Below are 25,190 nucleotides of genomic sequence, written 5' to 3'. Positions count from 1 at the left end.
GATGAGCCCGGAGGGCTTCGACGTCCGCGCTCGGCTGAGCGAGTACTCGCCCCGGCCGAGGCGCAAGCGCGTCGTGCTCGCCGACCGCCGCGGACCGCACGTCCCCCGGGTCCGCGTCGAGGTCGAGGAGCAGACCGGAGCGCTGGAGGGGCTGGTCAGGGACCTCGTCGAGAAGCAGCTGCGGGCGGCGTTGCTGCTGTCCGGCGTCGTCGGCGCGGTGCTGCTCGGCTTGCCGCTGGCGTTCTGGTCGGTGCCGTCCCTCGGTGACTTCGAGGTCTTCGGGCTGCGGCTGCCGTGGCTGGTCCTCGGCGTCCTGGCCTACCCGTTCCTCGTGGTCATCGGCCTGCTGTTCACCCGCAAAGCCGAGCGAAACGAAGAGGACTTCCTGGGAATGCTGGAGGAGTGACCGCCTGATCCGGAGGTCCTGCGCGCCGGTACGGCTTTCGGAGAGCTGCTTCGGGTGCGTTCGCTGCGCTGCGTAAGGTGGGTGCGACTCTTCAGGCGCCAGGTGGGCGGGTGAGATGTTCTCGAATCTGTGGTCCTTGGGCGGCGTCGTACTGATCGTCGTCGCGACGCTGGGCATCGGCCTGTGGGGCTCGCGCTCGGCCCGGACCACCGATTTCTCCGCCGCTCGCAAGCCGGTTCGGGAAGAGCGCAACGCCGCGGCCATCTCCGGCGAGTACCTGTCGGCCGCGTCGTTCCTGGGCGTGGCGGGCCTGGTGCTCAAGGACGGCGTCGACGCGCTCTGGTACCCGATCGGTTTCGCGGCCGGTTACCTGGCGCTGATGTTGTTCGTCGTGGCGCCGATGCGCCGATCCGGCGCCTACACGATGCCGGACTTCGTCGAGGCGCGGCTGAACTCGCTGGACCTGCGCTCGCTGTCCACGGTGATCGTGGTGGTCATCGGCTGGTTGTACCTGGTGCCGCAGTTGCAGGCGGCCGGGATGACGCTGGCCGCCATCGTCGGGTTCGAGTACCACGCGGGAATCATCGTGGTGGCGCTGATCGTGCACGTCAGCGTGGTCAGCGGCGCGCTGCGCGCGGTGACGCTGGTGCAGGCGTTCCAGTACTGGGTGAAGCTGTTCGCGATCACGCTGCCCGCGTTCGCGCTGCTGATGGTGTTCCTGGTCGGCGGGCAGCAGCAGGTGCTGGACGAGCCGCGCACGCCGTTCTTCCAGCAGGACACCGCCGTTCGCGTCGAGACCGACGTGGTGCTCCAGGTGAGCGAACCGGTCTGGCTCACCGCCGCCGAGAAATCGGGGCAGCCGGGCGCGATGTACCTGCAGCCGGGCGAGCACCCGGTGCCGGCGGGCAGCGAACTGCGCTTCCCCGCGGGCGCGGCCGTTCCGGTGGTGACCGGGGCGGTGCCGGACAACGCGAGCTGGCTGCGCCCCCAGCAGGACGGGCTGACCGGACTGCTGGAGACCTACTCGGTGCTGATCGCGACGTTCCTGGGCACGATGGGCCTGCCGCACGTGCTGGCCCGCTTCTACGCCAACCCGTCGGGCGCGGGCGCCCGCCGGACCGCGCTCTACGTGCTGGGACTGCTCGGGGCGTTCTACCTGTTCCCGACGATCTTCGGGCTGCTGTCCCGGCTGTACGTGCCGCAGCTGCTGGTCACCGGCCAGACGGATGCGGCGGTGCTGCTGCTGCCGCACGCGATGCTGGGCAACTGGGTCGGCGGGGTGCTGGCCGCGATCACCGCGGCGGGCGCGTTCGCCGCGTTCCTGTCCACCTCGTCGGGCCTGGTCATGAGCCTGGCAGGGGTGCTGTCCGCGCGGGACGTGCTGTGGGGCCGGACGATGCGGTTCCGGTCGGCGGCGGTGCTGTCCTGCGCGGTGCCGGTGGTCTTGGCGCTGGCGGTGGACGACCACGACCTCGCGCGCAGCGTGGGCCTGGCATTCGCGATGGCCGCCTCGACGTTCTGCCCGGTCCTGGTGCTGGGCATCTGGTGGCGCGGGCTGACCGCGGCCGGAGCGGCGTGCGGCATGGTCACCGGCGGGTCGCTGGTGCTGATCTCGGCCTCCGCCTCGCACTTGGCCGGGCACGCCGGCTGGTGGGCCCAGCTCGCGTCGCAGCCCGCGCTGTTCACGGTGCCGCTGGCGTTCGCGGTGACCTACCTGGTCAGCCTGGCGACCCGGGCGCGCGTGCCGGGCGGTGTCTCGCGGCTGATGCTGCGGCTGCACGCGCCGGACCGGCTGGGCTTCGTCGACAGCAGGACGACCACCGAGCCGGTCTCCAAGCACGGCCGCCACGAGCGCTGAGACCGCGGAATCAATTGTTCCGCTGAGCGTGAGCCATGCGGCCAATCGTGTAGTTGACATCGCAATTAATTACTTACCGTCGACAACTCAGTCGCTTGTTGGAGGATCAATACTCCGTACGAATGAAAAGCTTCTCAATCGGCACAATTCGTTGCGTGCTGTTGAGGTGTCAACTTCACTCGATCGTTAGCACGCATACTCCCAACGGGCCTACCCAGCGTTGCGTCAGGTTCCGTAGCGTTCCGGCGTTGTGTGATTCAGGCTCATGCTTGGCGATAACGCGAGGCTGAGCCTTTCTTTGTGGAAGGAGAGCCGTGAGCGCCACGGACCAAAACGGGTCCGGGTCCGGTATTGACGCCGAAACCTGGGCCGCTGCGCAAAGCAGTCCCGAATTCGCCCAACTGCGCAAGCGACTGCGCAACTTCGTGTTCCCCGTATCGGCGTTGTTCCTGGTCTGGTACCTCGTGTACGTGTTGCTCGCCGACTACGCGCACGGCTTCATGAGCATCAAGCTGGTCGGCAACATCAACGTCGGACTTGTGCTCGGCCTGCTTCAGTTCGTGTCCACCTTCGTGATCACGACCTGGTACGTCCGCTACGCCAACAAGAACCTGGACCCGGTCGCCGAAAAGATCCGGGAAAACGTTGAGGGAGGCGGCAAGTGAGCTCGATGCAGGCAATTTCCGCCACCCAGCCCCTCGCGGCGGAAGCGGCGGGCGGCAACTCGCTGCTGAACATCGGAATCTTCGCGATCTTCGTGGCGGTCACGATGGTGATCGTGTTCCGGGCGAGCCGGAACACCAAGACCGCCTCGGACTACTACGCCGCCGGGCACGCGTTCAGCGGGCCGCAGAACGGAATCGCGATCTCCGGCGACTACCTGTCGGCGGCGTCGTTCCTCGGCATCGCGGGCGCCATCGCGGTCAACGGGTACGACGGGTTCCTGTACTCCATCGGCTTCCTGGTGGCCTGGCTGGTCGCCCTGCTGCTGGTCGCGGAGCTGCTGCGCAACACCGGTCGCTACACGATGGGTGACGTGCTCAGCTTCCGGATGCGGGAGCGCCCGGTGCGCACGGCGGCCTCGCTGTCCACGCTGGTGGTGAGCTTCTTCTACCTGCTGGCCCAGATGGCCGGTGCCGGTGGCCTGATCGCGCTGCTGCTGGGCATCACCGACAAGGGCGGGCAGGCCATCGTGATCGCCGTGGTCGGCGCGCTGATGATCCTCTACGTCCTGGTCGGCGGCATGCGCGGCACGACCTGGGTGCAGATCATCAAGGCGGCGCTGCTGATCGCCGGTGCCTTCGTGATGACGATCTGGGTCCTGGGCCTGTACGGGTTCAACCTCTCGGCGCTGCTCGGCCACGCGGCCGAGGTCGCCGGCGACAAGGTGCTCAACCCGGGCGCGCAGTACGGCAAGACGGAGACCAGCAAGCTGGACTTCATCTCGCTGGGCATCGCCCTGGTGCTGGGCACCGCCGGTCTGCCGCACGTGCTGATGCGCTTCTACACCGTGCCGACCGCCAAGGAGGCGCGTCGTTCGGTGGTCTGGGCCATCTGGCTGATCGGCCTGTTCTACCTGTTCACGCTGGTCCTGGGTTACGGCGCCGGCGCGCTGGTGGGGCCGGACGCGATCAAGGACGCCCCGGGCGGGGTGAACTCGGCGGCTCCGCTGCTGGCCTCCTACCTGGGCGGTCCGCTGCTGCTGGGCTTCATCTCCGCGGTCGCCTTCGCGACGATCCTGGCGGTGGTGGCCGGTCTGACGATCACGGCCTCGGCCTCGTTCGCGCACGACATCTACGCGAACGTGATCAAGAAGGGCAAGGTCGACGACAAGCAGCAGGAGGTCCGCGTCGCGCGGATCACCGCGGTGGTCATCGGCGTCGTGTCGATCCTGGGCGGCATCGCGGCCAACGGGCAGAACGTGGCCTTCCTGGTCGCGCTGGCCTTCGCCGTCGCCGCCTCGGCGAACCTGCCGACGCTGCTGTACTCGCTGTTCTGGAAGCGGTTCAACACCACCGGTGCGCTGTTCAGCATCTACGGCGGTCTGGCGATCACCATCGTGCTGATCATCTTCTCGCCGGCGGTCTCGGGTGGCGAGGAGGCGATGTTCCCGTCGATGGACTTCGCGCTGTTCCCGCTGAAGAACCCGGGCCTGGTGTCGATCCCGCTGTCGTTCCTGCTCGGTTACCTCGGAACGATCATGAGCAAGGACGAGAACGGCGGTGAGAAGTACGCCGAGATGGAGGTCCGCTCCCTCACGGGTGCGGGCGCGGAGAAGGCGGTCCAGCACTGACCTGATCCACCTCGTGACGAACGCGCCCCGGACCTGCCCAGGTCCGGGGCGCGTCGTTCGAGGCAGGGGCGGTCCGACCGGCGGACGCGACATCGATCATGAACGGTTCGGACAAAACCGGCCGCACCCTCACACCGAAGAGACGCCCGGCGTGGCAGCATCGGGGGCGTGACTACTCCACCTCCTGGACAGGTGCCCGGCGTCGAGCCGGCGGAACTGCCCGAGAAGCTGCCGCAGGGCAGCGTGCTGCTGGACGTCCGCGAGGACGACGAGTGGCAGGCCGGGCACGCCCCCGAGGCCGTGCACATCCCGATGAGCAAGCTCGTCGAGCGACTCGACGACATCCCGGAGGCCGACCAGCTCTACGTGGTGTGCCGCTCCGGCGGTCGTTCGGCGAAGGTCACCGCGTACCTCAACGCCAACGGCTGGGACGCGGTCAACGTCGAGCGCGGCATGAACGGCTGGTCGGCCATCGGCCGCCCGCTGGTGTCCGATGAGTCCGACGGCGAGCCGTACGTGCTGTGACGCCTCCGCCCCAGCACGACCGGATGGAGTGGGTAGCCACTCCGCCCGGCGGTCCGCGCCGCGCGAGGCAGCGGCGACGGCCGCGCCCGTACACCGGCCCGCCGTCCTACCCGGCGCCTCCGCGCTGGGGTTTCCCGCTGCTGGCCTGGCGCTGGCCGCTGGCGCTGCCCACGAACAGCCGGGTCGACCAGGCCGAACGCGCCGGGACCACCGCCGCCACCGCGATCGCCGCCCTGTGGGTGACGGCGGGCGTCGCGGCGCTGGCGACCTTCGCCGAGGCGTGGCGCTACGTCCTGCTGCTGTTCAGCAGGGGTGAGGCGCTCTCGCGGACCGTGCTGGCGATCTCCGACGCCCTGGTCGGCACCACAGGCCTGATCCTGGTGCTGATGGGCGTGCTGACCGGCGTGTTCGTCGTGCTGTGGGGCCTGCGCGCGCGGGCCGCGGCGGCCGAGCGGATCGGCGTCCGCAGCGCCCGGCCGGACTGGCAGGTCGTGGCCGGGGTGCTGATCCCGGGCGCGAACCTGCTGATCCCGGGCGCGGCCGTGGCCGAGCTGGAGCACTCGCTGCTGGTCGCCGAGGGCGATCGGGAGAGGGACGCGCGCCCGTGGCCGAGCCTGCGGGTCCGGTTCTGGTGGGCGCTGTGGGCGGCGACCGTGGTGGTCGGCCTGCTCACCTTCGGCTGGACGTTCCGCGACGGGGTCCAGGCGCTGGCCGACGGCGTCGTGCTGCACGCGGTCAACAACGCGCTGGTCACGGTGCTGGCGGTGGTCACCGCGCGGCTCATCGACCACTTCATGCGGCTGCTGCTGCCGCCGGACCCGGCCGAGCTGAGCCGGCAGCGGGTCCACGCGGTCCGCGCCGCTCCTCCGCCGCCGCGTGCCGCGCGCCCGGACACGGCCCGCCGCTGAGGTGGGTCACACGTGACGGCGGTGTTCGCATCCGGTCCGGATACTGGTGGTGTGGCGGAGATTCCTGAGGTCGTCGCGCACCGGGGCGCGTCGGCGCACCGCGCCGAGCACACCCGGTCCGCCTACGAGCTGGCGCTGGAGCAGGGCGCGGACGCCCTGGAGTGCGACGTCCGGGTCACCCGCGACGGTCATCTGGTCTGCGTGCACGACCGCCGCATCGACCGGACCTCCAGCGGACGCGGCGTGGTCAGCGCGCTGACCGTGGCCGCGATGGCCGAGGTCGACTTCGGCCGCTCCGCCGCCGAGTACGGCGTGCTCACCCTGGACGAGCTGCTCGGCATGGTCCGCGCGAGCGGGCGCCCGACGAGGCTGTTCGTGGAGACCAAGCACCCGGTCCGCTACGGCGGTCTGGTCGAGCACAAGCTGGTCGCGCTGCTGGCCAGGCACGGACTGGCCGCGCCGGACGACCCGCGCGACTCCCCGGTCTTCATGATGTCCTTCGCACCCGCGGCGGTCCGCCGCTTCAAGGAGGCGGCGCCCCGGGTGCCGACGGTGCTGCTGTTCTCGCGGTTCACCGGGACCCGCCGAGGTGGTGTGCTGCCGCCGTGGGCGGACCTGGCCGGACCGGACGTGCGGCTGCTGCGCGACGACCCGGGGTTCGTGTCGCGCGCCGCCGCGCTCGGACGCGACACCTACTGCTGGACGGTCGACGCGCCCGCCGACATCGACCTGTGCCGGAGCGCGGGCGTGCGGTACCTCGCGACGAACTCGCCCGAGGGAACCCGGCTCCACCTGGCTGATCCCGATTCCGCCAAATTCGGTAGCGTCACGGGGTAGTCACCGCCAGCGATTGGAACAGCCGTGTCGAAGCGAGCCGCGACCAAGCCAGCCCAGCCCGAAGGCGCCGTCGGTCCCCGCCAGCCCTGCCCGTGCGGGTCGGGCAAGCGCTACAAGGCGTGCCACGGCAAGGCCGGTGGCTCGGCGGACGTGATCGTGACCCGGCCGTTCGAGGGCCTGGCAGCCGAGTGCGAGCTGGTCGCCCTGCGCGAGTTCGTCCCGTCGGCGATCGCGAAGCTGCCGATGCGCGACGGCTCGGAGATCACGCTGGCGACGGTGCTGCCGATGGCGGCCGCCGCGCTGCACCGCAACGACGGCGTGCGCTTCGTGGGTCTCCAGGTGCAGACGCACTCCGGCGACATCAGCCGCGACGTGGCCCGCGCGATCGAGTGGGTCCAGGAGGCCGAGACCGGCCAGTCCCTGTCGGTCGTGGGCCCGGAAACCGCCGAGGCGGGTTCCGTTCCGACCCGGCTGCAGGACCTGATCGACCCGGACGCCGCCCTCGACGTCGAGCTGCACGCCGACTTCAGCTGGTGGCTGCCGGGGGACGTGGACCCGGCCGGTGAGGTCGCGCTGTCGCTGGAACGCGCCAACGCCGCGATCATGCCCACCGACCGCCTCAAGGGCGTGACCTCGGCGTACTGGGTCGACGCGGGCGAGAAGGCGCACCTGCGCTGGGTCCGCCCCGAGCCGGAGGAGCAGCTGCTGGCCGCGCTGGCCCGGCTGTCGGCCCGCGGCGAGCTGGCCCTCGGCGAGGAGAGCCGCTACGCGGGCTCGTTCCGCGCGCACGGCCTGCTGGTCCCGGTCTGGGACCTCGACCGCGAACTGCACGCCCGCGAGTGGGACGAACCGGCCGTCGCCCTCGGCCGGCGCATCGACGAAGCCCTCGCCTCCCTCGAGAACGAGCCCCTGACCAGCACGGAGCGACGAGCCCGAGACGGACTGCGAGGCCGCCAGGTCACCATCCGCTGACCGTCAGGCAACCGGCGAAGCCGGTTTCGCAGTACCCCACCTGAGCAGCTTGCACCGCCGCTCAGGTTCCGCTTCTGGCACCGCCGAGCAGAACGACCACAGAGTCGTGTCACTGGAGTCGACCCACCCACCACAGCGACTTCGCAGCAGAAGCGCCACGTGCTCCGTTCGAGTGATCTCCATTCCCCAGGGCAACGAGGTGGCGGCGGGGTGCGTATCCCCCCACAGTGGTACCCGGCGTCTAGGGGGTGGAGGGGTGACCGCGCACTCGCCTGCCGTGCCGGCCGCTGCCGAGGCGTCCGGAGTACCTGTTGGGCAGGCGCGCCGGGGGGACATGGCTGCGACAGAAGACGATTTCGCCGAATTCGTCCGGGTGGCTCTGCCTGGGCTGATGCGCTACGGCCACGCGCTCACCGGCAATCCGCACGATGCCGCGGACCTGGTGCAGACGGTGCTGGAGAAGGTCGGCGCGCGCTGGAACAAGATCAGCCGCACCACCGACGACCCCACCGCCTACGTGCGCAAGGCGATGGCGAACGCGCACATCAGCCGCTGGCGCCGCACCCGTCGTGAGACGCTGCTCGCCGAGTTCCCCGACGTCCCGGCCATCCCGCAGCAGGACCGGCTGGAGAACGAGCCGATCTGGCAGGCGCTGCGCGATCTGCCGCCGAGGCAACGCGCGGTGGTCGTGCTGCGTTACTACGAAGGTCTTTCCGAACTGGAGATCGCCGAGACCCTCGGCGTCAGCTGCGGAACCGTGAAGAGCCAGGCGAGCAAGGCGCTCACCTCCTTGCGGAAGCGGCTCGGCGAGACCGTCGAGGGAGGTGACGTGTGATGGATCTGGACGATGAGCTGCAGCGCCTGCTGCGCGACGACCGGCTGGACGTTCCGGTCCGCACCGGCGCGGAGTGGTCGCTGGTCGCCGCCGCGCGTCGTCGCCGCCAGCGCAACGGGATGCTCGCCGCCACGGCCGCCGCGATCGGATCGGCGCTGCTGGTGGGCGGGGGAGTGGCGCTGGTCAGCCACGAGCCCGCGCCGCTGCAGCCCGCCCGGCCGCCGGTGGTCCAGCAGCCCGGCCCGCAGGTGCCGCCTCCGCTGCCGTCGAGCGGGTCGGTCGCGCCGCCGCACAGCGGGCACGTCCTCCCGCCGCCGTCGCAGCCGGACACCCGGTGGCCGCAGTCGAACCCGCAGGAGCCGGACCCCTCGGTCAGCGAGTCGTTCGACCCGTCGATCCTGCGCACCGCGCCTTCCCAGTCGGCGGATCCGGAGACCTCCCAGCAGCCGGACCCGGAGACGTCTCAGCAGCCCGCGCCGTCGGAGCAGACCCCGCCCAGCGAAATGCACATCACCCCGAGCGGCTGAGCCACCCGGGGTGATGGGGACGGGGCGTCAGAGCGCGCCGCCGGCGGCCTTGGGGGCCGTGGGGTCGGTGCCCTCGTCGCCCACCGATTCGCGGGCGAGGAAGTTCTCGACGTCGAAGAGGTTGCCCTTGGAGCGGTCCACGACGTTGAGCAGCGTGGACATCGAGGAGACCTCCTCGACCTGCTCCTTGAGGAACCACTGCATGAACTGCTCGCCGAGGTAGTCGCCCTCGTCGCGGGCGGTCTTGGCCAGGGTCTCGATCTCCCGGGTGACCTCGCGCTCCTGCTCCAGGGCCAGCGCGATCAGCTCGCGGGTCTCGGAGAAGTCGTTGCGGACCTGCTCGATGGCCGGAATCTGCGGCTTGATGCTGTTGTCCATGAGGTACTGGACGATCATCATCGCGTGGTTCCGCTCTTCGAGCGCCTGCTTGTAGAAGTGCGACGCCAGCCGCGGCAGATCGTTGTCGTCGAACCAGACCGCGACCGCGACGTACTGCTGCGAGGCGGTGAACTCGTTCTTGACCTGTTCCTGCAGCAGGTGTTCGAACTTCGATTCCTTGTGCTGAATCTTCTTCGCGGTGACAGCCATGCCATCAATATAACCTTGAATTGGTCCAGTTACATTCCAGGCAAACCTAATTATGATATGGGTAGCCTTAGTTCTCCGGCGGCTGAAGAAAGGCTTGCCTCAATAAATAAAGCCAAGCCATACCTTGCTGTTTTCGCTGGTAGAGGCGCCGCTAGCAGGGAAGATGCGGGCGGTTGCGGATTCTCGGCCGAGTGAACGCATACACGTCCGCGAATCTGTCCGCCCGAAGATCTTCGACTTGTTCTCGATCACACCCGAAATGTTCGCCCGATCAGGTGGCCGGGATTCCTGCGTCACCCAGTTGTGCCCTGCTGATCGGACACGACATGCACCGCGGGCCGCCCCGGCCGGAACCCAGTTCCGAACCGCTGATGCGCAGCACCTCGATGCCGGCCTCCTCCAGCCGCGCGTTCGTCTCGGCGTTGCGCTCGTAGGCCACCACCACGCCGGGCGCGACCGCGAGCGTGTTGTTGCCGTCCTCCCACTGCTCGCGCTCCGCGGTGACGGGGTCGAGCCCGGTGTCGATGACCCGCAGCCGGTCGATCCCCATCGCCTGGGCCGCCGCGTCCAGGAACGGTTCCGGGCCGGACACGTCCAGCTCGCCATCCTTGGGGCGCAGCGCGTAGGCGCGCAAGGAGTGCTGGATCGCCGGGTACATCACCACGGCGTCCCGGTCGACCATCGTGCACACGGTGTCCAGGTGCATCGACGCGCGCGTCTGCTCGATCGGCACCGCCAGGACCGTGTGCGCGAGGTCGTCGGCGAACATCGAGCGGGCCAGCGACTCGGCGCCCGCGGGGGTGGTGCGCTCGCCGACGCCGATCGCGACCACGCCGGGGGCCAGCAGCAGCACGTCGCCGCCCTCCACCGGCGCTGAGTGCGCGCCGTACGCGCGGGCCGCGTGCGAGAACCTCGGGTGGTAGGCGTAGATCAGGTCGGTGATCGCCGACTCGCGCCGCCGGGCCGGCATCGCCAGCGCCGCGATCGCCACCCGGTCGCCGATCCACACCGACGAGTCGCGGGTGAACAGCAGGTTCGGCAGCGGTTCGATGGCGAAGTCGTGCGGGCGGTGCATCCGCCGCACCAGCGAGTCGCCTTCGGCGTGCGGCAGTTCCTCGAAGGTCATGCCGCCGATGAGCACCTCGGCCAGCGCCGCGTCGGTGACGCCGGACAGGTGCGAGCGCAGCGCGTCCGCCACGTCGCCGCCGAGCCGGAGCTCGTCGACACCGGCGTGCACGGCCGCGGCTCGCGCGCGGGCGTCGGTCAGCGCCTCGGTGAGCAGGTCGCGCAGCAGCAGCACCTCGACGTCGCGTCCGCGCAGCACCTCCGCGAAGGCGTCGTGCTCCTCCTGCGCCCGGTCGACCCAGGGGATCGCGTCGAACAGCAGCTGGTCGTTGTTGCGCGGCGTGAGGCGCTTGAGCTCGGAACCGGGCCGGTGCAGCACCACCGAGTTCAGCGGTCCGACTTCGCTCTGGACGTGCGGTCGAGTCACATCCCGAAGCCTAGCCCGGACGAACAGAATCGTCGCTGATCACGCTCATTTTCGATGGAACATGAACTTTCTCGGCGACTGAACCATCGATGTGTTGCGTCCGGTGCTGGATTCCAAGATCACGGGAGCCAGCCGACGTGGCCGCGCAGCGCCGCGTAACCGACGAACGCCACGACGTCGATCAGCGCGTGCCCGACGATGAGCGGGACCAGCCGGTTGGTGCGCTGCCAGATCCGCCCGTAGACCAGGCCCATCACGACGTTGCCCACGAACCCGCCGAAGCCCTGGTACAGGTGGTAGCTGCCGCGCAGCACCGCCGCCAGCCAGAGCGACCGGTTCTCGCTCCAGCCGAGCTGCCGCAACCGGGTCAGCACGTAGCCGACGACCAGCACCTCCTCGGCGAAGGCGTTGCCGAACGCGGCGAGCGCGAGAACCGGTGCCCGCCACCACGCGTCGGTCAGCGTCGAGGGCTGCACGGTCAGGCTCAGGCCCAGCGCGTGCGCCAGCAGGTACAGCCCGAGACCGGGAACGCCGATGAGCGCCGCGAGTCCGGCGCCGCGCAGCACGTCCCCGCCGAGCCGGGTGCGGTCCAGGCCGATCCGCCACAGCGCCATGCCGCCGCGCCACAGCAGGAACGCGCCCAGCGCGCCCCACGCCACCAGTCGCAGCACGTTGACCAGTTGCGCCAGCATGTCGAGCAGCCCGAGACCGGCCTGCGGCTGGTTGATCGCGACCTGCTGCTGCGCCAGCGGCGTCGTCTGCAGGAGCGCGTCCAGCAGCGAGATCAGGCTCTGCAACCCCGACATCCCCAGGGTCACCGCGAACACCACGAGCAGTTCGATACCGATCGCCTTGCGCTCCGCCGGATCGGTGAACTCCTCGGGATCACCGGGGCGTGTAGGGCTCAGCCAGGCGCGCAGGGTGCTCACCGGACGAACCGTACCCGTCGTCGTGTTGCCGCCACCCGGATGTCGCGCCGCGTAGTGGAGGGAGAGATTTCGGTTGGAACCGCGGGAGGCCCGCATCCCGTCGTACGAGTGGTCGCCGACGCCGGAGGGTGGGCGTGGACGTTTACGTGTGGGGTACGCAGGAAGCCGAGCCCATGGCCGAGACATTGCCGGCACTGGCCATGCGCGTGCTGCGGGAGGTTCGGGAGTTCGATTCGATCAACTGCGCGCTGGGCGCGACCGATTTCTTCGGGATCCGCGACGGCGTGCTGGTGGAGTTCCAGTACGCGGATCCGGGCGGCCTGCAGGTCCGCTTCTCCGACGGGCTCCGCGAAGGCCGGGCGTGGTCGGTGGCGCACGCGTTCCTGTGGCTGGTGACGCGCCAGACCCAGGTCGCCGAAGCCGTCCTCATCGGCGGGGACGACGGCTCGCTGCGGTTCCGCCACGGGCGGATCACCCGCGCGGCGACGTGGTTCTCCGACGAACTCTCCTGAGCGCGGGGCGGTTCTGGTCCGAGGGCGATCGGAGTCCACTTCGTCCGGTCGGTTCGGACCAGGACCGCCCGTTGCCGAGCTCAGGAACCCTTGCGCTGCTGGGCGAGGAAGGGGCAGCCGACGAGGCGGCGGAGTTCGAAGCCGAGGCGCTCGGTGGTGTCGGCCGGGCGGGAGAAGCCCAGCCGGACGTCGTGATCGCCGTCGGAGGACTCGACGCGCAGCCGCAGGCCGTAGCGGTCCAGGCCGAGCGGGCGGATGTGCCCGCCGCGCAGCTGTTCCGGCAGGTGCCGGGCCAGCAGGCCGACGACGTCGCGGTGCGAGAGCTCCAGGTGCCGCAGCCAGTCGTCCTCGAAGGTGCAGAACGGGTCCGGGGTCGCGGCCTGGAACTCGGTGGAGTCCACCGAATCCGTGCCCTCGGCGTCGGCCAGCACGATCGAGGCGGACTCCAGCCGCAGCACGCTCGCGCCGTGGCCGGCGTCCAGCAGCCGCGGGTCCGGGCGGTCGTCGACGATCGACAAAACCTCGTGGTGCGCCTCTTCGGGGTCCAGCACCCGCAGCCAGCCGGTCAGCCACAGCAGTCCGCGGACCGGTTCTCGCAGGCGCACCGGGGTCGGGTCGGCGACCTCGATGACGGCGGCGAGCTCGCCGCGCGGCGCGTGCCAGCAGGCCGCGATCAGCGGGTGGTCGTCGGCGAGCAGCACGGTCGCGCTGCCGTCCGGGTGCACGTGGTGCAGCAAGGGGGCGACGCGAGCCGAGACCTCGCCGGACGGCAGCAGTGCCGCCTTCCCGCCACGTTTGGCAATGCTCCTGGCTCGTTCCGCGACACTGGGTCTGGCCGGCTTGCGGATCGTCTTCTCGCCCACCTGCTCACCTCCTACTTAGGCAAGCCTAACTTAAGTTCAAACGTGGCGAAAGCCCCCGGTCCGGTGAGCGGATCGCGGATCTCGCGGACTTCCCACGCGATGCAACGCCCTTACTACCAGGTGCGACGACGCGATGGGGAGCCGACCGGAGTAGTGAGCGGAGGGCCGTGCGGGTGGTATTTCGGACCGAACCACCCGGGTGGTGGGTGCGCTGACTACGCAGGGGTGCATGATGTCGGCCAAACTCGTCCCAGGGAGCCGCATATGACCCGGTCAGACGTCCGTTTTTCGGGCATCTTTGTTCACTGGCCGCAACGGCACTAGCGTGTCCACCGTGTCAAGCGCTGTTGAGCTTCGCGCGCCAGGTCCGCGCGGCATCCCACCCCTGTTCGCCCGACTGGTCGATGACGCCGCGCTGTTCCCACCCGGCAACCGCAACGAGGTGGCCACTCCGGTGCCGCAGGCGGTCGCCGAGCACCTGGACGCGCGAGCCGGCGAGTTCGCCGGTCTGCTCGGCCCGATGCTGTGCCAGGCGTCGCGGCTCGCCGAGCTGATCACCGAGCTGGCCAAGACCAAGCCGTCCTCCCCGGTCCCGCTGTCGCTGGTGTGCGACACCGGCCTGGGCGGGGTGCCCAAGGCGCTGTCGATCATCGAAGGCCGCCAGGAGCTGCTGGCCCTGCGGATGGTCGAGATGCCCGCGCCGTCGGACGTCGACGACATCTGGCTGGAGCGCGTCTCGGAGTTCGTGCCCGAGGACATCACCCGCGTCGTCGAGCCGCGCCGAGGAGGCGAGGGCTGGCTGGACGGCGTTCGCCGCGTCGCCGAGCACGGCTGCTGGCCGAAGCTGCGCACCGGCGGTCAGACCGCCGAAGCCGTCCCCACCGTCGACGAGGTCGCCGAGTTCCTCGCCGTCGCCGGATCGCTCGACGTGCCGTTCAAGGCCACCACCGGCCTGCACGCCGCCGTCCGGGGCGAGGATCCCGAAACCGGGTTCACCCATCACGGTTTCCTCAACCTGCTCGTCGCGACCGGGCGGTCCCTTTCCGGGAAGGATGTGCGGGCGGCGCTGGAAAGCACCGATGGTGCCGCGCTGGCCGAGGAGGCCCGCTCGCTGTCCGACGACGCGGCCAACGCGGTGCGCGACGTCTTCGCCTCGTACGGCTCGTGCTCGCTGAAGGACCCCGTCGCCGAACTGGAAGGATTGGGGTTGCTTTGACCTGGATCGAGGACGCGGAGTTCGCCCGGGACAAGCCGTTCGGCCCGCAGACCCTCCCCTACGGGGTGCTGGTCACGGGCAACGGTCCGGTGGTCGCCGTGCGCGTCGGGCGGCACGCCCTGCCGCTGCGCGGCATCGCGGGTGAACTCGGTCCTCGGCTGGCGGAGCTGATCTCCGGTGACTCCCTCGACCCGCTGCTGGCCGCGGGCCGCGACGCCTGGCGCGAGCTGCGGGAACGGCTCACCGGCATCGTGACCGCCGACCGCGCGCCCTCCGGTGCGGAGCTGGTGCGCACCGACTGGCACACGCTGTCGATGCCGTTCACCGTCGGCGACTACGTCGACTTCTTCGCCTCCCGGCACCACGCCGAGAACGCCGGCCGCATCCTGGCGCGCGGTTCGGCGCCGCTGCCGGAGAACTGGACGCACCTGCCGGTCGGCTACCACGGCCGTTCCGGGACGGTCCACGTCTCGGGCACGGACGTTAACCGGCCCAGCGGTCAGCGCAAGGCCGCCGGTGACGCGCACCCGGCGTTCGGCCCGACCCGGCGGCTGGACTTCGAGGCCGAGGTCGGGTTCGTCTGCGGCGGCGAGGCCGCCGCGCAGATCCCCACCTCCGAGTTCGCCGATCACGTCTTCGGCGTCGCGCTGGTCAACGACTGGTCGGCGCGCGACGTCCAGGCGTGGGAGTCCAAGCCGCTCGGCCCCTTCCTGGCCAAGTCCTTCGCCACCTCCATCGCCGGCTGGATCACGCCGCTGGAGGCGCTCGAGGAGGCCAGGGTCGCCGTTCCGCCGCCGGAGCAGCCGTTGCAGCAGTACCTGGTGGAGCACGAGCCGTGGGGCCTCGACCTGCGGCTGGAGGTGCGCTGCAACGAGACGTTGCTGTCGCAGCCGAGGTTCGCCGACATGTACTGGTCGCCCGCCCAGCAGCTGGCGCACATGACCATCGGCGGGGCACCGGCCCGGCCGGGCGACCTGTTCGCCTCCGGCACCGTGTCCGGCCCCGAACGCGACCAGCGCGGGTGCCTGCTGGAGCTGACCTGGGGCGGATCGGATCCGATCACGCTCTCCGACGGCGAGCAGCGGACCTTCCTCCAGGACGGCGACCGGGTGACACTGAGTGGCAGCGCGCCGGGTCCCGGCGGTTCGGTCGTCGGGCTCGGCGAGGTGACCGGCACGGTGCTCGCGGCGGCTCGGAGGTGACGCGATGGCCATACCGGATCCGGCGCACGCCGCCCCGCGCCTGCAACCCGAGGTGCCCGCGGGCACCAAGGAGAGCTCGCTGACGCTCGAACGCGGGCTGAGCCTGCTGCAGGCGGTGGCCGACGCGGAGAGCGAAGCGCCCACGATCAGCGACCTGGCCGCCCGCATCGGCGTGAGCCGCGCCGCGGTGTACCGGCTGCTCGGACCGCTGCAGAGCCGCGGGCTGGTGCGTCGCGAAGGATCTCGGGTCCGGCTGGGCCTGGGCGTGCTGTGGCTGGCGGGACGGGTCCTGCCGCAGCTGCGGGTCGCCTGCACGCCCGCGCTGCGCGGGCTGGCGGAGAAGGTGGGCGCCACCGCGCACCTGACCGTCGCCGACGGCAGCGAGGCGCAGGCCGTCGCGGTCGTCGAACCGTCCTGGACCAGCTACCACGTGTCCTACCGGGTGGGCACGCGTCATCCCGTCCAGCGCGGTGCCGCCGGGCAGGCGGTGGACCTGCCGGTGGGGTCTCCGCGGTGGATCTCCAGCAGCGGTGACCTGCAGCAGGGCGCGTTCGGCGTGGCCGCGCCGGTGCGCGGGGTCCCGGGGCTGCGCGCCAGCGTCGGGGTGGTGGCGCTGCAGCCGATCGCGGCCGACGAGATCGGGCCGATGGTCGTCGAGACGGCCGAGGCCGTGGCCGAAGCCCTGCGGTGACGGTCCGCGTCGGGTAGCCCACCTGATCGTTTGGGAAGGTCGTTCCGGGCGGGTGGCCGAAGTCGCGCTGCGTCGAGGGGGACCTTGGTCCCGCTGAAACCAGGACGCTCGACCGGGCGATTGGGGGCCCTTGCCTCTGCGCGCGCGGGTGCGCGGACGGCAGTGTGGTGTTGTGGATCTGCTCGACATCGCGCGCTGGCAGTTCGGGATCACGACCGTCTACCACTTCCTGATGGTGCCGCTGACCATCGGACTGGCGATCTTGGTCGCCGGGATGCAGACGGCCTGGTACCGGACCGGGAACCGCCGATACCTGAAGATGACCAAGTTCTGGGGCAAGTTGATGCTCATCAACTTCGCCATGGGCGTGGTCACCGGGATCGTGCAGGAGTTCCAGTTCGGCATGGCCTGGAGCGCCTACTCCCGCTTCGTCGGTGACGTCTTCGGCGCGCCGCTGGCGATGGAGGGCCTGCTCGCGTTCTTCGTCGAGTCGACCTTCCTCGGCCTGTGGATCTTCGGCTGGGACCGGCTGTCCAAGGGCGTGCACCTGGCGTGCGCGTGGGCGTTCTCGCTGGCCACCGTGCTCTCGGCGTACTTCATCCTGGCCGCCAACTCGTGGATGCAGCACCCCGTCGGCGTGCGCATGGTCGACGGCAAGCCGGAGCTGATCTCGATCTGGGCGGTGCTGACCAACTCGACGGTGCTGGCCGCGTTCCCGCACACGATCTTCGGCTGCTTCGCCGTCGCGGGCGGATTCCTCATCGGCATCGCGGCCTGGCAGATCGTCCGGCAGCGCAAGCAGGCCGACAAGACCGGGGAGCCCGTCGACGAGGAGGACCGGCGGACCTGGCACGGCTCGATGCGGCTCGGCGCCTGGGTGGCGGTCGTCGCCTTCACCGGCCTGGCCATCAGCGGCGACGTCCAGGGCAAGTTGATGTTCGACCAGCAGCCGATGAAGATGGCCTCGGCGGAAGCGCTGTGCCACAGCGAGGCCCCGGCCAGCTTCTCGATCTTCGCGATCGGCGACGTCAGTAGCCCCAACTGCGAGGACGTCAAGAGCCTGACCGTGCCCTACATCCTGTCCTACCTCGCCGAAGGTGACCTCACCAGCGAGGTCGACGGGGTCAACGAGCTGATCCCCAGGTACCAGGCCGAGTACGGCACGCACTACCCGAACGACCCGAGGCTGGGGCAGTTCGCCGGCCAGCCGATCGACTACCAGCCGCTGCTGCCGGTGACCTACTGGGGATTCCGGTTCATGATCGGCTTCGGCGGGCTGGCCGCGCTCGGTGGTCTGGTCGTGCTGTGGCTGACCCGCAAGCAGCGCTTCCCCCAGGGCAAGCTGTGGGCGCCGCTGGCGCTGCTGGGGATCGGAGCGCCGTTCGTCGGCAACATCTCGGGCTGGGTGTTCACCGAGATGGGGCGCCAGCCGTTCGTGGTCGCGCCCAACCCGAACCCGTCCGGTGTGGACGGAGTCTTCATGTACACCGCTTCGGCCGTGTCCTCCGGCGTCACGCCCGGCGAGATGCTGACCTCGGTGATCAGCCTGACCGCGCTGTACGGGGTGCTGCTGGTCGTGGAGGTCTTCCTGATGATCCGCTTCGCCCGAGGAGGCTTCGCGGCCGTGATGCCACCGGAGAAGGAACCCGGCGAGTCCGACTCCGACGAAGCCCTGTCCTTCGCGTACTGAGAGGCCGAGATGGATCTGCCCACCTTCTGGTTCCTCGTGATCGCCCTGCTGTGGCTGGGATACCTGTTCCTGGAGGGCTTCGACTTCGGCGTCGGCATGCTGCTGCCGATCTTCGGGTCCCGGCGCAGCGAGCACGGCAACACCGACCGCCGAGTCATGATCAACACCATCGGCCCGGTCTGGGACGGCAACGAGGTCTGGCTGATCGTGGCCGGTGGCGCCACCTTCGCCGCCTTCCCCGGTTGGTACGCCTCGCTGTTCTCCACCGCCTACCTGCCGCTGCTGTTGCTGCTGCTCGCGCTCATCGGGCGCGGGGTCGCCTTCGAGTACCGCGGCAAGGTCGACACCGACCGCTGGCGCCGCACCTGGGACACCGTGATCGTGCTGGCGTCCTGGATCGCACCGGCGATGGTGGGACTGGTCCTGTCCGCCAACGTCTTCGGCCTGCCGCTGGACGCCAACGGTGACCGGGTCGGCGGCTGGTGGACGATCTTCACCCTGCCCAGCGTCGTCGGCGCGATCGCCGTGGTCACCTTCTCGATGCTGCACGGAGCGGTGTTCCTGGCGCTCAAGACCGAGGGCGAGATCCGGCTGCGCGCTCGGCGGTTCGCGCTGCGCGCGGGCGTGCCGCTGCTGCTGCCGGTGGTCGCGCTGGTGCTGCTCGCCCAGTTCCGCGGGGGCTCGGCCTGGACCTGGGTCCCGCTGGTCATCGCGCTGGTCGCCGGACTGCTCGGGGTCGCCCGGGTCGCCGCCGATCGCGAGGGGCAGGCGTTCTTCCTGCAGGCCGTCGCGCTGACCGGCGTCGTGGTGACCCTGTTCGGAGCGCTGTGGCCGAACGTCATCCCGTCCACCGTGGACCCGGCGTTCTCGCTGTCGATCGCCGACACCGCCGCCAGCGACTACCCGCTGATGATCATGACGTGGGTCGCCGCGTTCGGAACCCCGGCCGTGATGATCTACCAGGGCTGGACCTACTGGGTGTTCCGCAAGCGCATCGGCACCAAGCACATCCCGCCGGTGCACGCCCCGTGACCGGGCCGCTCGGCGCACTGCCGCGGCTGTCCGGGGCGACCCGGCGCGCCCTGGTGGTCGCGGGACTGCTCGCCGCGGGCAACGCCATCGCCCTCATCGCGCAGGCGTGGGCGATCGGCAGCGCGCTCGCCGACGTCGTCGTGCGCGGCGTGCCCGCGGCCGAGATCGGCGACCGGCTGGTGGTCCTGGCCGTCGCCGTGATCGCCCGCGCCCTGCTGAGCTGGGCGACCGAATCGGTGTCCGCCCGCGCCGCCGCCGGGGCCAAGGAGGAACTGCGCGCCCTGCTGCTGGACTCCGCCCTGCGCCGCGGTCCCGAGTGGATCGGCAGGCGCGGCCCCGCCGAGCTGACCGCGCTGGCCACCCGCGGCCTGGACGCGCTCGACGCCTACTTCACCAAGTACCTGCCCGCGCTGGTCACCGCCGCGATCGTGCCGCCGCTGGTCGGCGCCTGGATCCTCTGGTCGGACTGGGTGTCGGCGCTGGTCGTGGTCCTGACCGTGCCGCTCATCCCGCTGTTCGCCTGGCTCGTCGGTCGCTTCACCGAGCAGCGCATCGCCCGCGCCACCGACTCCGAGCACCGGCTGTCCGCGCGCCTGCTGGAACTGATCCGCGCGCTGCCGGTGCTCACCGCCTTCGGCCGCGCGCGGGCGCAGCGCGAGGTCGTGCGCCGGGTCAGCGAGGAGCACCGCCGCAGCACCGTCGCCACGCTGCGGATCGCGTTCCTGTCCGCGCTGGTGCTGGAGCTGTTCTCGTCGCTGTCGGTGGCGATGGTCGCCGTCGGCATCGGGCTGCGGCTCGTCGCCGGTGACCTCGACCTGACCACCGGGCTGTTGGTGCTGGTCCTGGCCCCGGAGTGCTACCTGCCGCTGCGCGCGGTCGGTGCCGCGCACCACGCCAGCGAGGACGGTGTGGAGGCCGTCCGCCGGGTGGACGAGATCGTGTCCGCGCCCGAGGAGACCGGCTTCGCGATCTCCGGCTCGCCGGACGACGAGCCCGGAGTGCTGCGGGTGTCCGGACTGCGCGTGCGACGCCGCGACGCCTTCGTGCCGGACGGGCTGAGCTTCACCGCGCGCCCCGGATCGGTGGTGCGACTCGCCATCGGCGACGTCGGCCCCAGCGGCAGCGGGAAGTCCACCACGTTGTCGGTGCTCCTCGGCTTCACGCGCCCCGACTCCGGCACGGTGACCTGCGGCGGAACCACCCCCGACGTCGCGGAGTGGCGCCGGCGGGTCGCCTGGGTCCCGCAGCACCCGACCTTCACCGGAGGAACGGTCCACGACGAGCTGCTGGTGGCCACCGCCGATCAGCCGGACCTGGCCGAGCACGTCGACGAAGCGCTGGCCGAGGCGTTCGCCGGCCACCTGCGGGACCGCCGCATCGACGAGCTGTCGGCCGGCGAGCGGCAGCGCGTCGCCGTCGCCCGCGCGCTGCTGCGGCTGCGCGGCTCGGCGACGTTCCTGCTGCTCGACGAACCGACCGCGCACCTGGACGCGGCCAGCGCGCGGCACGTCGACGCGGCGATCGAACGCGCCGCGGCATCGGGCGCGACCGTCGTCCTGGCCAGCCACCGCCCGACCGGCGACGGTGCCGAGGTCGAGATCTCCGCGCCGGCCGTCGAAGCGCGGGCCGAGGAAGCGGCGACCGGCCGCGGGCGGCTGCGCGATCTGATCAGCGTCCGGATGCTGGCCGGCGCGGGACTCGGGGCGCTGTCGCTGCTGTCCGGTCTCGCGCTCACCGCCGTGTCCGCCTGGCTGATCGCTCGCGCCTCCCAGCAACCCCCGATCCTCACGCTGTCCGTCGCGGTCGTCGGTGTCCGGACCTTCGCGCTCTCGCGTGCCGCGCTGCGCTACGTCGAACGCCTCGTCACCCACGACGCTGCCTTCCGCACTGCCGGTGACCTGCGGGAACGCCTGTGGTCCGGGCTGGTGCGCCGCGGACCGGTCCGCACCGCCGGACTGCGCCGCGGCGAAGGGGTGGCGCGGCTCGTCGACGACGTCGACAAGGTCCGCGACCTGATCCCGCGCGTCCTGCTGCCGCCCCTGATCGCGGTCGCGGTGCTCGTGGCCGCCGTCGTCGTGCAGGCGCTGGTGCTACCCGAAGCCGGTCTCGTGCTCGCCGCCGCGCTGGCCGTGGCGAGCGTGGCGACCCCCGCCGCTGCGGTGATCGCCGAACGCCGCGCCAGCGACGCCGTCGCCGAAGGCCGTCGCGTCGTGGCGGCACGGGTGCTGGCGCTGCTCGACGGCGCCGCCGAGCTGCTCGCCTTCGGCGCGCACACCGGCCGCCGAGCCGAACTCGCCGCCGTGGACACGCGGCTGGCCGCCCGCGCGCGCCGCGCCGCGTTCGGAACCGGTGCCGCGACCGCCGTGCACACGCTGCTGATCGGCGCCGCAGTGCTCGGCAGCGCCCACCTCGCGGCCGTCGCGGTCGCCGAAGGGCGCCTGGCCCCCGAGCTCGCACCGCTGCTCGGGCTCGTCCCGCTGGCCGCGGCCGAAGCCGTCGCGCTGCTGCCGCCCGCCGCGCAGCAGTGGCGGTCGATGCGCACCGCCCACGACCGGATCGCACCCCTCCTGGCCGGCCAGGAAGAGGAGGCGATGCCGGCCCGCACCGGCGGCGAGATCGAGCTGGTCGACGCCGACATCTCCTGGCCCGACGGCGAACCGGTCCTCACCGGTGTCGACCTGAACGTGCCCGCGGGATCGCACGTGGCCGTCGTCGGCCCCTCCGGAGCGGGCAAGTCGACCCTGCTCGCGCTGCTGCTCGGCTTCCTGCCCGCCTCGCGCGGCCTGGCCCGGGTGCCCGAGCGCGTCGCCTGGTGCCCGCAGGACCCGCAGCTGGTGACCACCACCATCCGCGAGAACCTGCGGCTCGCGGCCCCACGCGCGTCCGACGCCGAACTCGCCGAAGCGCTCGACGCCGCCGCGCTGACCGGCTGGGACCTGGACACACCGGTCGGCAGCGGCGGAACCGAGCTCTCGGGCGGCGAAGCCCAGCGGCTCGCGCTGGCCCGCGCCCTGCTCGCCGACGCCGACCTGGTGCTGCTCGACGAACCCACCGCGCACCTCGACGCCGAGACGGCCGAGGCGCTGCTGAACCGGTTGCGCACCGACCTCCGGGGCCGGACCGTCGTGCACGTGACGCACCGGATCACCGAGACCGCGGGCGCCGACCTCGTGCTGCGGGTCGACGGCGGCACCGTCTCGACCGCGACCACGGCGGATGTGTCATGAACCGCAGTCGCGACTCCCTTCACCGCGTGTACGGGCGCTATAGCCTCGAAAGCGTCATGGATTCCACTCTCGCCAGACGGATGCTCACCGCGTCCACCGAGATCACCAGAGTGGCGCTGTCCGCGGAAGACCCCGAGACCGTGCTGCCGCTGGTGGTCCGCCGCGCCGCGGAACTGGCCGAAGCGGACCTCGGCGTGGTCACCGTCCGCTCCGACGACGGCAGGCTCACCGTCGAAGCCGCCTACGGCGCACCGAGCGCGACCGGTCCGCTCGCCGACCCCGTCGGCACCGTGCTGTCCTCCCGTTCCGCGGCCGCCCGCGTCGCGCGCAGCGGCGTTCCCGTGGTCGTCGACGACCTGATCGACGACCCGCTGACCGCGCCGTACGTGCCCGCGTCGCTGCGGGTCTACGGCCCGTTCGCCGTCGCTCCCTTCGGCACCCGCGAACGACGTCTCGGCGCGCTCGCCGTCTACCGGCGGCGGGGCGCCTCGACCTTCAACCGCGTCGCCGTCGACGTGCTCACCTCCTTCGCCGCTCAGGCCGGGCTCGCGCTCGTGCTCGCCGAGGGCTCCACCGCCCGCCAGCGGATCGCCGTCTACCAGGAGCGCGAACGCATCGCCCGCGACCTGCACGACGTGATCGTGCAGCGCCTCTACGCCGCCGGCGTGCAGCTGGACGTGCTGCAGCGACGGGTCGCCGGCAGCCTCGACACCCCCGACGCCGACCGGCTGGCCGAGACCGTCGAGCAGATCGACCAGGCCATCGCCGAGGTCCGAGCCACGGCCCGCACGCTGCGCTCGGCAGACCCGGAGACACCCACCCAGGCACCCGCGCTCGACGACTCGATCCGCTCCGAGGTGCAGATCGCCGGCGAGCTCCTGGGTCGGCCGCCGAAGCTGGAGATCGACGGCGACCTCACCGACGTACCGGTCCCGGTCGCCGATCACGCACGAGCCGCGCTGCGCGAGGCGCTGTCCAACGTCGTCCGCCACTCCGGTGCCCGCACCGTCCTGGTCCGGGTCCGCCGGTCCGAGCCCGGACTGCGCTTGCAGGTCGTCGACGACGGCTGCGGCATCCCGCGCGACGTGAGCAAGCGCGGACTCCGCAACCTCGAAGAACGCGCCGCCGCAGCCGGCGGCCGCTGCACCCTCACCTCCTCCCCGGACAGCGGCACGACGGTCACCTGGGAAGTCCCGCTCTCCTAGATCGGGGACAACCGGGTGCACACCCAGCGCTCCGCCCGCCGTTCGAGCCGCAGCGCCAGCGCGCGGACCCGGTGCGCGCCCACGACCAGGCACGCCTCCACCGCCGAGTCGCTGATCGCGCAGGCGTGGACCGAGCGCAGCCGGTACTCCGGGTGGTGCGCTCCCCGCAGCCGGAGTCCGAGGAGGTTGCCGAAGACCGTGGCGGTCAGGTGCTCGCGCACGCTCCGCGCACCGGATCGCCCGGCCAGCACGTCGAAGACCTGCCTGCCGATCACCGAGGCCAGCAAGACCGCCGTGCGCTGAGCCGGATCGGGAGTGGCGGGCAGCGGTGGATCGGTTCGGGGCAGCAGGGCGGTGCTGGGTTGGACTGCGGTCATGGGGCCTCCCAGGTCGTTGATGTCGCCTTCGACGTGGAAGAGGCGCGAGGACCCCTGTTTCGGTCACTTTTCGGCCAGTACCACTCGATCGTGTGGCCTACGGTGCTTCACGTGGATCTGCGAGGACTGTTGCTCGACTACGCCGGGGTGCTCGACGAACCGGGGATGGACGCGGTGGCGAGAGCCGTGCGCGGCGCGGGAGTGCGCACCGCCGTCGTCTCCAACGCCGACCGACTCGCGGACCCGGCATTGCCGGACGCATTCGACGCGGTCGTCCTCTCCGGAGTCGTCGGATTCGCCAAACCCGATGCCGAGATCTACCGGCTCGCGGCGCGCCGTCTCGGACTCGAACCGGGGGAGTGCGTGTTCGTCGACGACCTCCGGCGCAATGTCGATGGCGCGGTCGCCGCAGGAATGGTCGGCATCCACCACTCCGACATCGAATCCACGGTCGTGGAGCTCCAGGCCCTCTTCGACCTCGGATGCGCCCTCTGACCTGGGGTTCTACCCTTTAAGGGGGGGTGGTGTTCACGGGGTTTTTCGGGGTGCGTAAAGTATTCCAAGTCAGAGCGACACGGGCCGGGAAAACCGGGCCGGGCCTGACGGGGCCCCGAGAACCTCGCTTAAACCTTAGGGTGTTAGTGTGGTGGGGCCCGAGAAAAACGGGTAAGACCTTTTGATAATGTGAATACCGATTGAGCGGTTGTTTCGCTTGATGTCGCCGGGTACGGGGCTTGCTTGAAGGTCACGGAATGGCGACGGACGAGAATGAGACCCCCGGTTTGACCGAGGAAATCAGGATGGTCTAGAGTAGGAAACACCGCGAGAGCGGGAATCACCGAGGAAATGACTCCCCGGAGTTTGCGGCCCTGTGAAATGGGTTGTGGCGATGGTGTGGGTGTGTTCTTTGAGAACTCAACAGTGGACTGTTTTGGTTAGTGTTCTTTTATGCCCCTGACCAGTGATGCGAGTGATCGTGTTGGTGGTTGGTGGTTTCTTTGAGTA

General features: G+C 70.8%; 24 protein-coding genes. 19 read left to right on the top strand and 5 right to left on the bottom strand.

The window, feature by feature from the left end; translation table 11 throughout:
• The first annotated feature begins 1 nt into the window (after position 1).
• The 10 genes from KBO27_RS00120 to KBO27_RS00075 all read left to right on the top strand — a co-directional run bounded on the left by KBO27_RS00120 (position 2) and on the right by KBO27_RS00075 (position 9,161).
• Positions 2–406, top strand: coding sequence for a hypothetical protein (locus tag KBO27_RS00120; protein WP_210967999.1), 405 nt, complete (start codon positions 2–4; stop codon positions 404–406).
• A 115-nt stretch (positions 407–521) separates the two neighbouring features.
• Positions 522–2,264 carry a sodium/solute symporter gene (locus KBO27_RS00115; RefSeq protein ID WP_210967998.1) on the top strand — a complete coding sequence of 581 codons (1,743 nt, stop codon included), beginning with the start codon at positions 522–524 and terminating at the stop codon, positions 2,262–2,264.
• A 314-nt stretch (positions 2,265–2,578) separates the two neighbouring features.
• On the top strand, positions 2,579–2,929 hold the full coding sequence (locus KBO27_RS00110) for a DUF485 domain-containing protein (protein WP_132685910.1): 351 nt from the start codon (positions 2,579–2,581) through the stop codon (positions 2,927–2,929).
• Between the two features lie 5 nt (positions 2,930–2,934).
• Entirely contained in the window at positions 2,935–4,557 is a 1,623-nt protein-coding gene (locus KBO27_RS00105) for a monocarboxylic acid transporter (RefSeq protein ID WP_210968582.1), read from the top strand.
• 168 nt (positions 4,558–4,725) lie between these two features.
• Positions 4,726–5,082 (top strand): rhodanese-like domain-containing protein, encoded by a 357-nt coding sequence (locus KBO27_RS00100; protein WP_372448804.1) that lies wholly within the window; start codon positions 4,726–4,728, stop codon positions 5,080–5,082.
• Entirely contained in the window at positions 5,079–5,990 is a 912-nt protein-coding gene (locus KBO27_RS00095; protein ID WP_307870167.1) for a DUF4328 domain-containing protein, read from the top strand. The genes KBO27_RS00100 and KBO27_RS00095 overlap by 4 nt, the downstream gene beginning before the upstream one ends.
• Before the next feature lie 51 nt (positions 5,991–6,041).
• Positions 6,042–6,827 carry a glycerophosphodiester phosphodiesterase gene (locus tag KBO27_RS00090; RefSeq protein ID WP_210967997.1) on the top strand — a complete coding sequence of 262 codons (786 nt, stop codon included), beginning with the start codon at positions 6,042–6,044 and terminating at the stop codon, positions 6,825–6,827.
• Positions 6,828–6,851: 24 nt separating this feature from the next.
• Positions 6,852–7,799 carry a DUF5926 family protein gene (locus KBO27_RS00085; RefSeq protein WP_210967996.1) on the top strand — a complete coding sequence of 316 codons (948 nt, stop codon included), beginning with the start codon at positions 6,852–6,854 and terminating at the stop codon, positions 7,797–7,799.
• Positions 7,800–8,055: 256 nt separating this feature from the next.
• Positions 8,056–8,634 (top strand): SigE family RNA polymerase sigma factor, encoded by a 579-nt coding sequence (locus KBO27_RS00080; protein WP_372448803.1) that lies wholly within the window; start codon positions 8,056–8,058, stop codon positions 8,632–8,634.
• Positions 8,634–9,161 (top strand): hypothetical protein, encoded by a 528-nt coding sequence (locus KBO27_RS00075; protein ID WP_210967994.1) that lies wholly within the window; start codon positions 8,634–8,636, stop codon positions 9,159–9,161. Before KBO27_RS00080 ends, KBO27_RS00075 begins: the two co-directional genes overlap by 1 nt.
• 27 nt (positions 9,162–9,188) lie before the next feature.
• On the opposite strand, the gene KBO27_RS00070 is transcribed toward KBO27_RS00075, so the two are convergent.
• From KBO27_RS00070 to KBO27_RS00060, 3 genes are all read right to left on the bottom strand, one after another.
• Positions 9,189–9,749: a ferritin gene (locus tag KBO27_RS00070; RefSeq protein WP_210967993.1), complete on the bottom strand. Its 561-nt coding sequence runs from the start codon at positions 9,747–9,749 to the stop codon at positions 9,189–9,191.
• Between the two features lie 271 nt (positions 9,750–10,020).
• Complete coding sequence (locus KBO27_RS00065; protein WP_210967992.1) at positions 10,021–11,241, bottom strand: arginine deiminase; 1,221 nt, start codon at positions 11,239–11,241, stop codon at positions 10,021–10,023.
• Between the two features lie 119 nt (positions 11,242–11,360).
• A complete protein-coding gene (locus KBO27_RS00060) occupies positions 11,361–12,170 on the bottom strand; it encodes a CPBP family intramembrane glutamic endopeptidase (protein WP_307870166.1) in 810 nt (269 codons plus the stop codon).
• A 134-nt stretch (positions 12,171–12,304) separates the two neighbouring features.
• Between KBO27_RS00060 and KBO27_RS00055 the strand changes: the two genes are divergently transcribed.
• A complete protein-coding gene (locus tag KBO27_RS00055; RefSeq protein WP_210967990.1) occupies positions 12,305–12,682 on the top strand; it encodes a hypothetical protein in 378 nt (125 codons plus the stop codon).
• 80 nt (positions 12,683–12,762) lie between these two features.
• Here KBO27_RS00055 and KBO27_RS00050 read toward each other — a convergent pair whose 3' ends face one another.
• Entirely contained in the window at positions 12,763–13,545 is a 783-nt protein-coding gene (locus tag KBO27_RS00050) for a DUF2470 domain-containing protein (RefSeq protein ID WP_210967989.1), read from the bottom strand.
• A gap of 334 nt (positions 13,546–13,879) precedes the next feature.
• Between KBO27_RS00050 and KBO27_RS00045 the strand changes: the two genes are divergently transcribed.
• The 7 genes from KBO27_RS00045 to KBO27_RS00015 all read left to right on the top strand — a co-directional run bounded on the left by KBO27_RS00045 (position 13,880) and on the right by KBO27_RS00015 (position 23,808).
• Entirely contained in the window at positions 13,880–14,761 is an 882-nt protein-coding gene (locus KBO27_RS00045; RefSeq protein WP_268952492.1) for a hypothetical protein, read from the top strand.
• A complete protein-coding gene (locus tag KBO27_RS00040) occupies positions 14,758–15,963 on the top strand; it encodes a fumarylacetoacetate hydrolase family protein (protein WP_210967988.1) in 1,206 nt (401 codons plus the stop codon). The genes KBO27_RS00045 and KBO27_RS00040 overlap by 4 nt, the downstream gene beginning before the upstream one ends.
• Positions 15,964–15,967: 4 nt before the next feature.
• Complete coding sequence (locus KBO27_RS00035; protein ID WP_210967987.1) at positions 15,968–16,654, top strand: IclR family transcriptional regulator; 687 nt, start codon at positions 15,968–15,970, stop codon at positions 16,652–16,654.
• A gap of 172 nt (positions 16,655–16,826) precedes the next feature.
• The gene (locus tag KBO27_RS00030) at positions 16,827–18,344 is read left to right on the top strand and encodes a cytochrome ubiquinol oxidase subunit I (protein WP_210967986.1); all 1,518 of its coding nucleotides are present in this window, start codon (positions 16,827–16,829) and stop codon (positions 18,342–18,344) included.
• 9 nt (positions 18,345–18,353) lie between these two features.
• Positions 18,354–19,376, top strand: a complete 1,023-nt coding sequence (cydB, locus tag KBO27_RS00025; protein WP_210967985.1) for a cytochrome d ubiquinol oxidase subunit II — start codon at positions 18,354–18,356, stop codon at positions 19,374–19,376.
• Positions 19,373–22,603 (top strand): thiol reductant ABC exporter subunit CydD, encoded by a 3,231-nt coding sequence (cydD, locus tag KBO27_RS00020; protein WP_307870165.1) that lies wholly within the window; start codon positions 19,373–19,375, stop codon positions 22,601–22,603. Before cydB ends, cydD begins: the two co-directional genes overlap by 4 nt.
• 56 nt (positions 22,604–22,659) lie before the next feature.
• On the top strand, positions 22,660–23,808 hold the full coding sequence (locus tag KBO27_RS00015) for a GAF domain-containing sensor histidine kinase (RefSeq protein WP_210967984.1): 1,149 nt from the start codon (positions 22,660–22,662) through the stop codon (positions 23,806–23,808).
• Here the strand turns inward: KBO27_RS00015 and KBO27_RS00010 are convergent.
• Complete coding sequence (locus KBO27_RS00010; RefSeq protein WP_246536074.1) at positions 23,805–24,185, bottom strand: Rv3235 family protein; 381 nt, start codon at positions 24,183–24,185, stop codon at positions 23,805–23,807. The two genes, KBO27_RS00015 and KBO27_RS00010, sit on opposite strands and share 4 nt — an antisense overlap.
• 111 nt (positions 24,186–24,296) lie before the next feature.
• On the opposite strand from KBO27_RS00010, the gene KBO27_RS00005 reads away from it, so the two are divergent.
• Complete coding sequence (locus KBO27_RS00005; RefSeq protein WP_307870164.1) at positions 24,297–24,680, top strand: HAD-IA family hydrolase; 384 nt, start codon at positions 24,297–24,299, stop codon at positions 24,678–24,680.
• The last annotated feature ends 510 nt before the right edge of the window (positions 24,681–25,190 follow it).

The sequence above is a fragment of the Saccharopolyspora endophytica genome (genome assembly GCF_018070075.1).
Lineage (GTDB): Bacteria > Actinomycetota > Actinomycetes > Mycobacteriales > Pseudonocardiaceae > Saccharopolyspora > Saccharopolyspora endophytica.
Note: the sequence above shows the minus strand (reverse complement) of the source record. Positions and strands in the feature narration are given on the sequence as shown.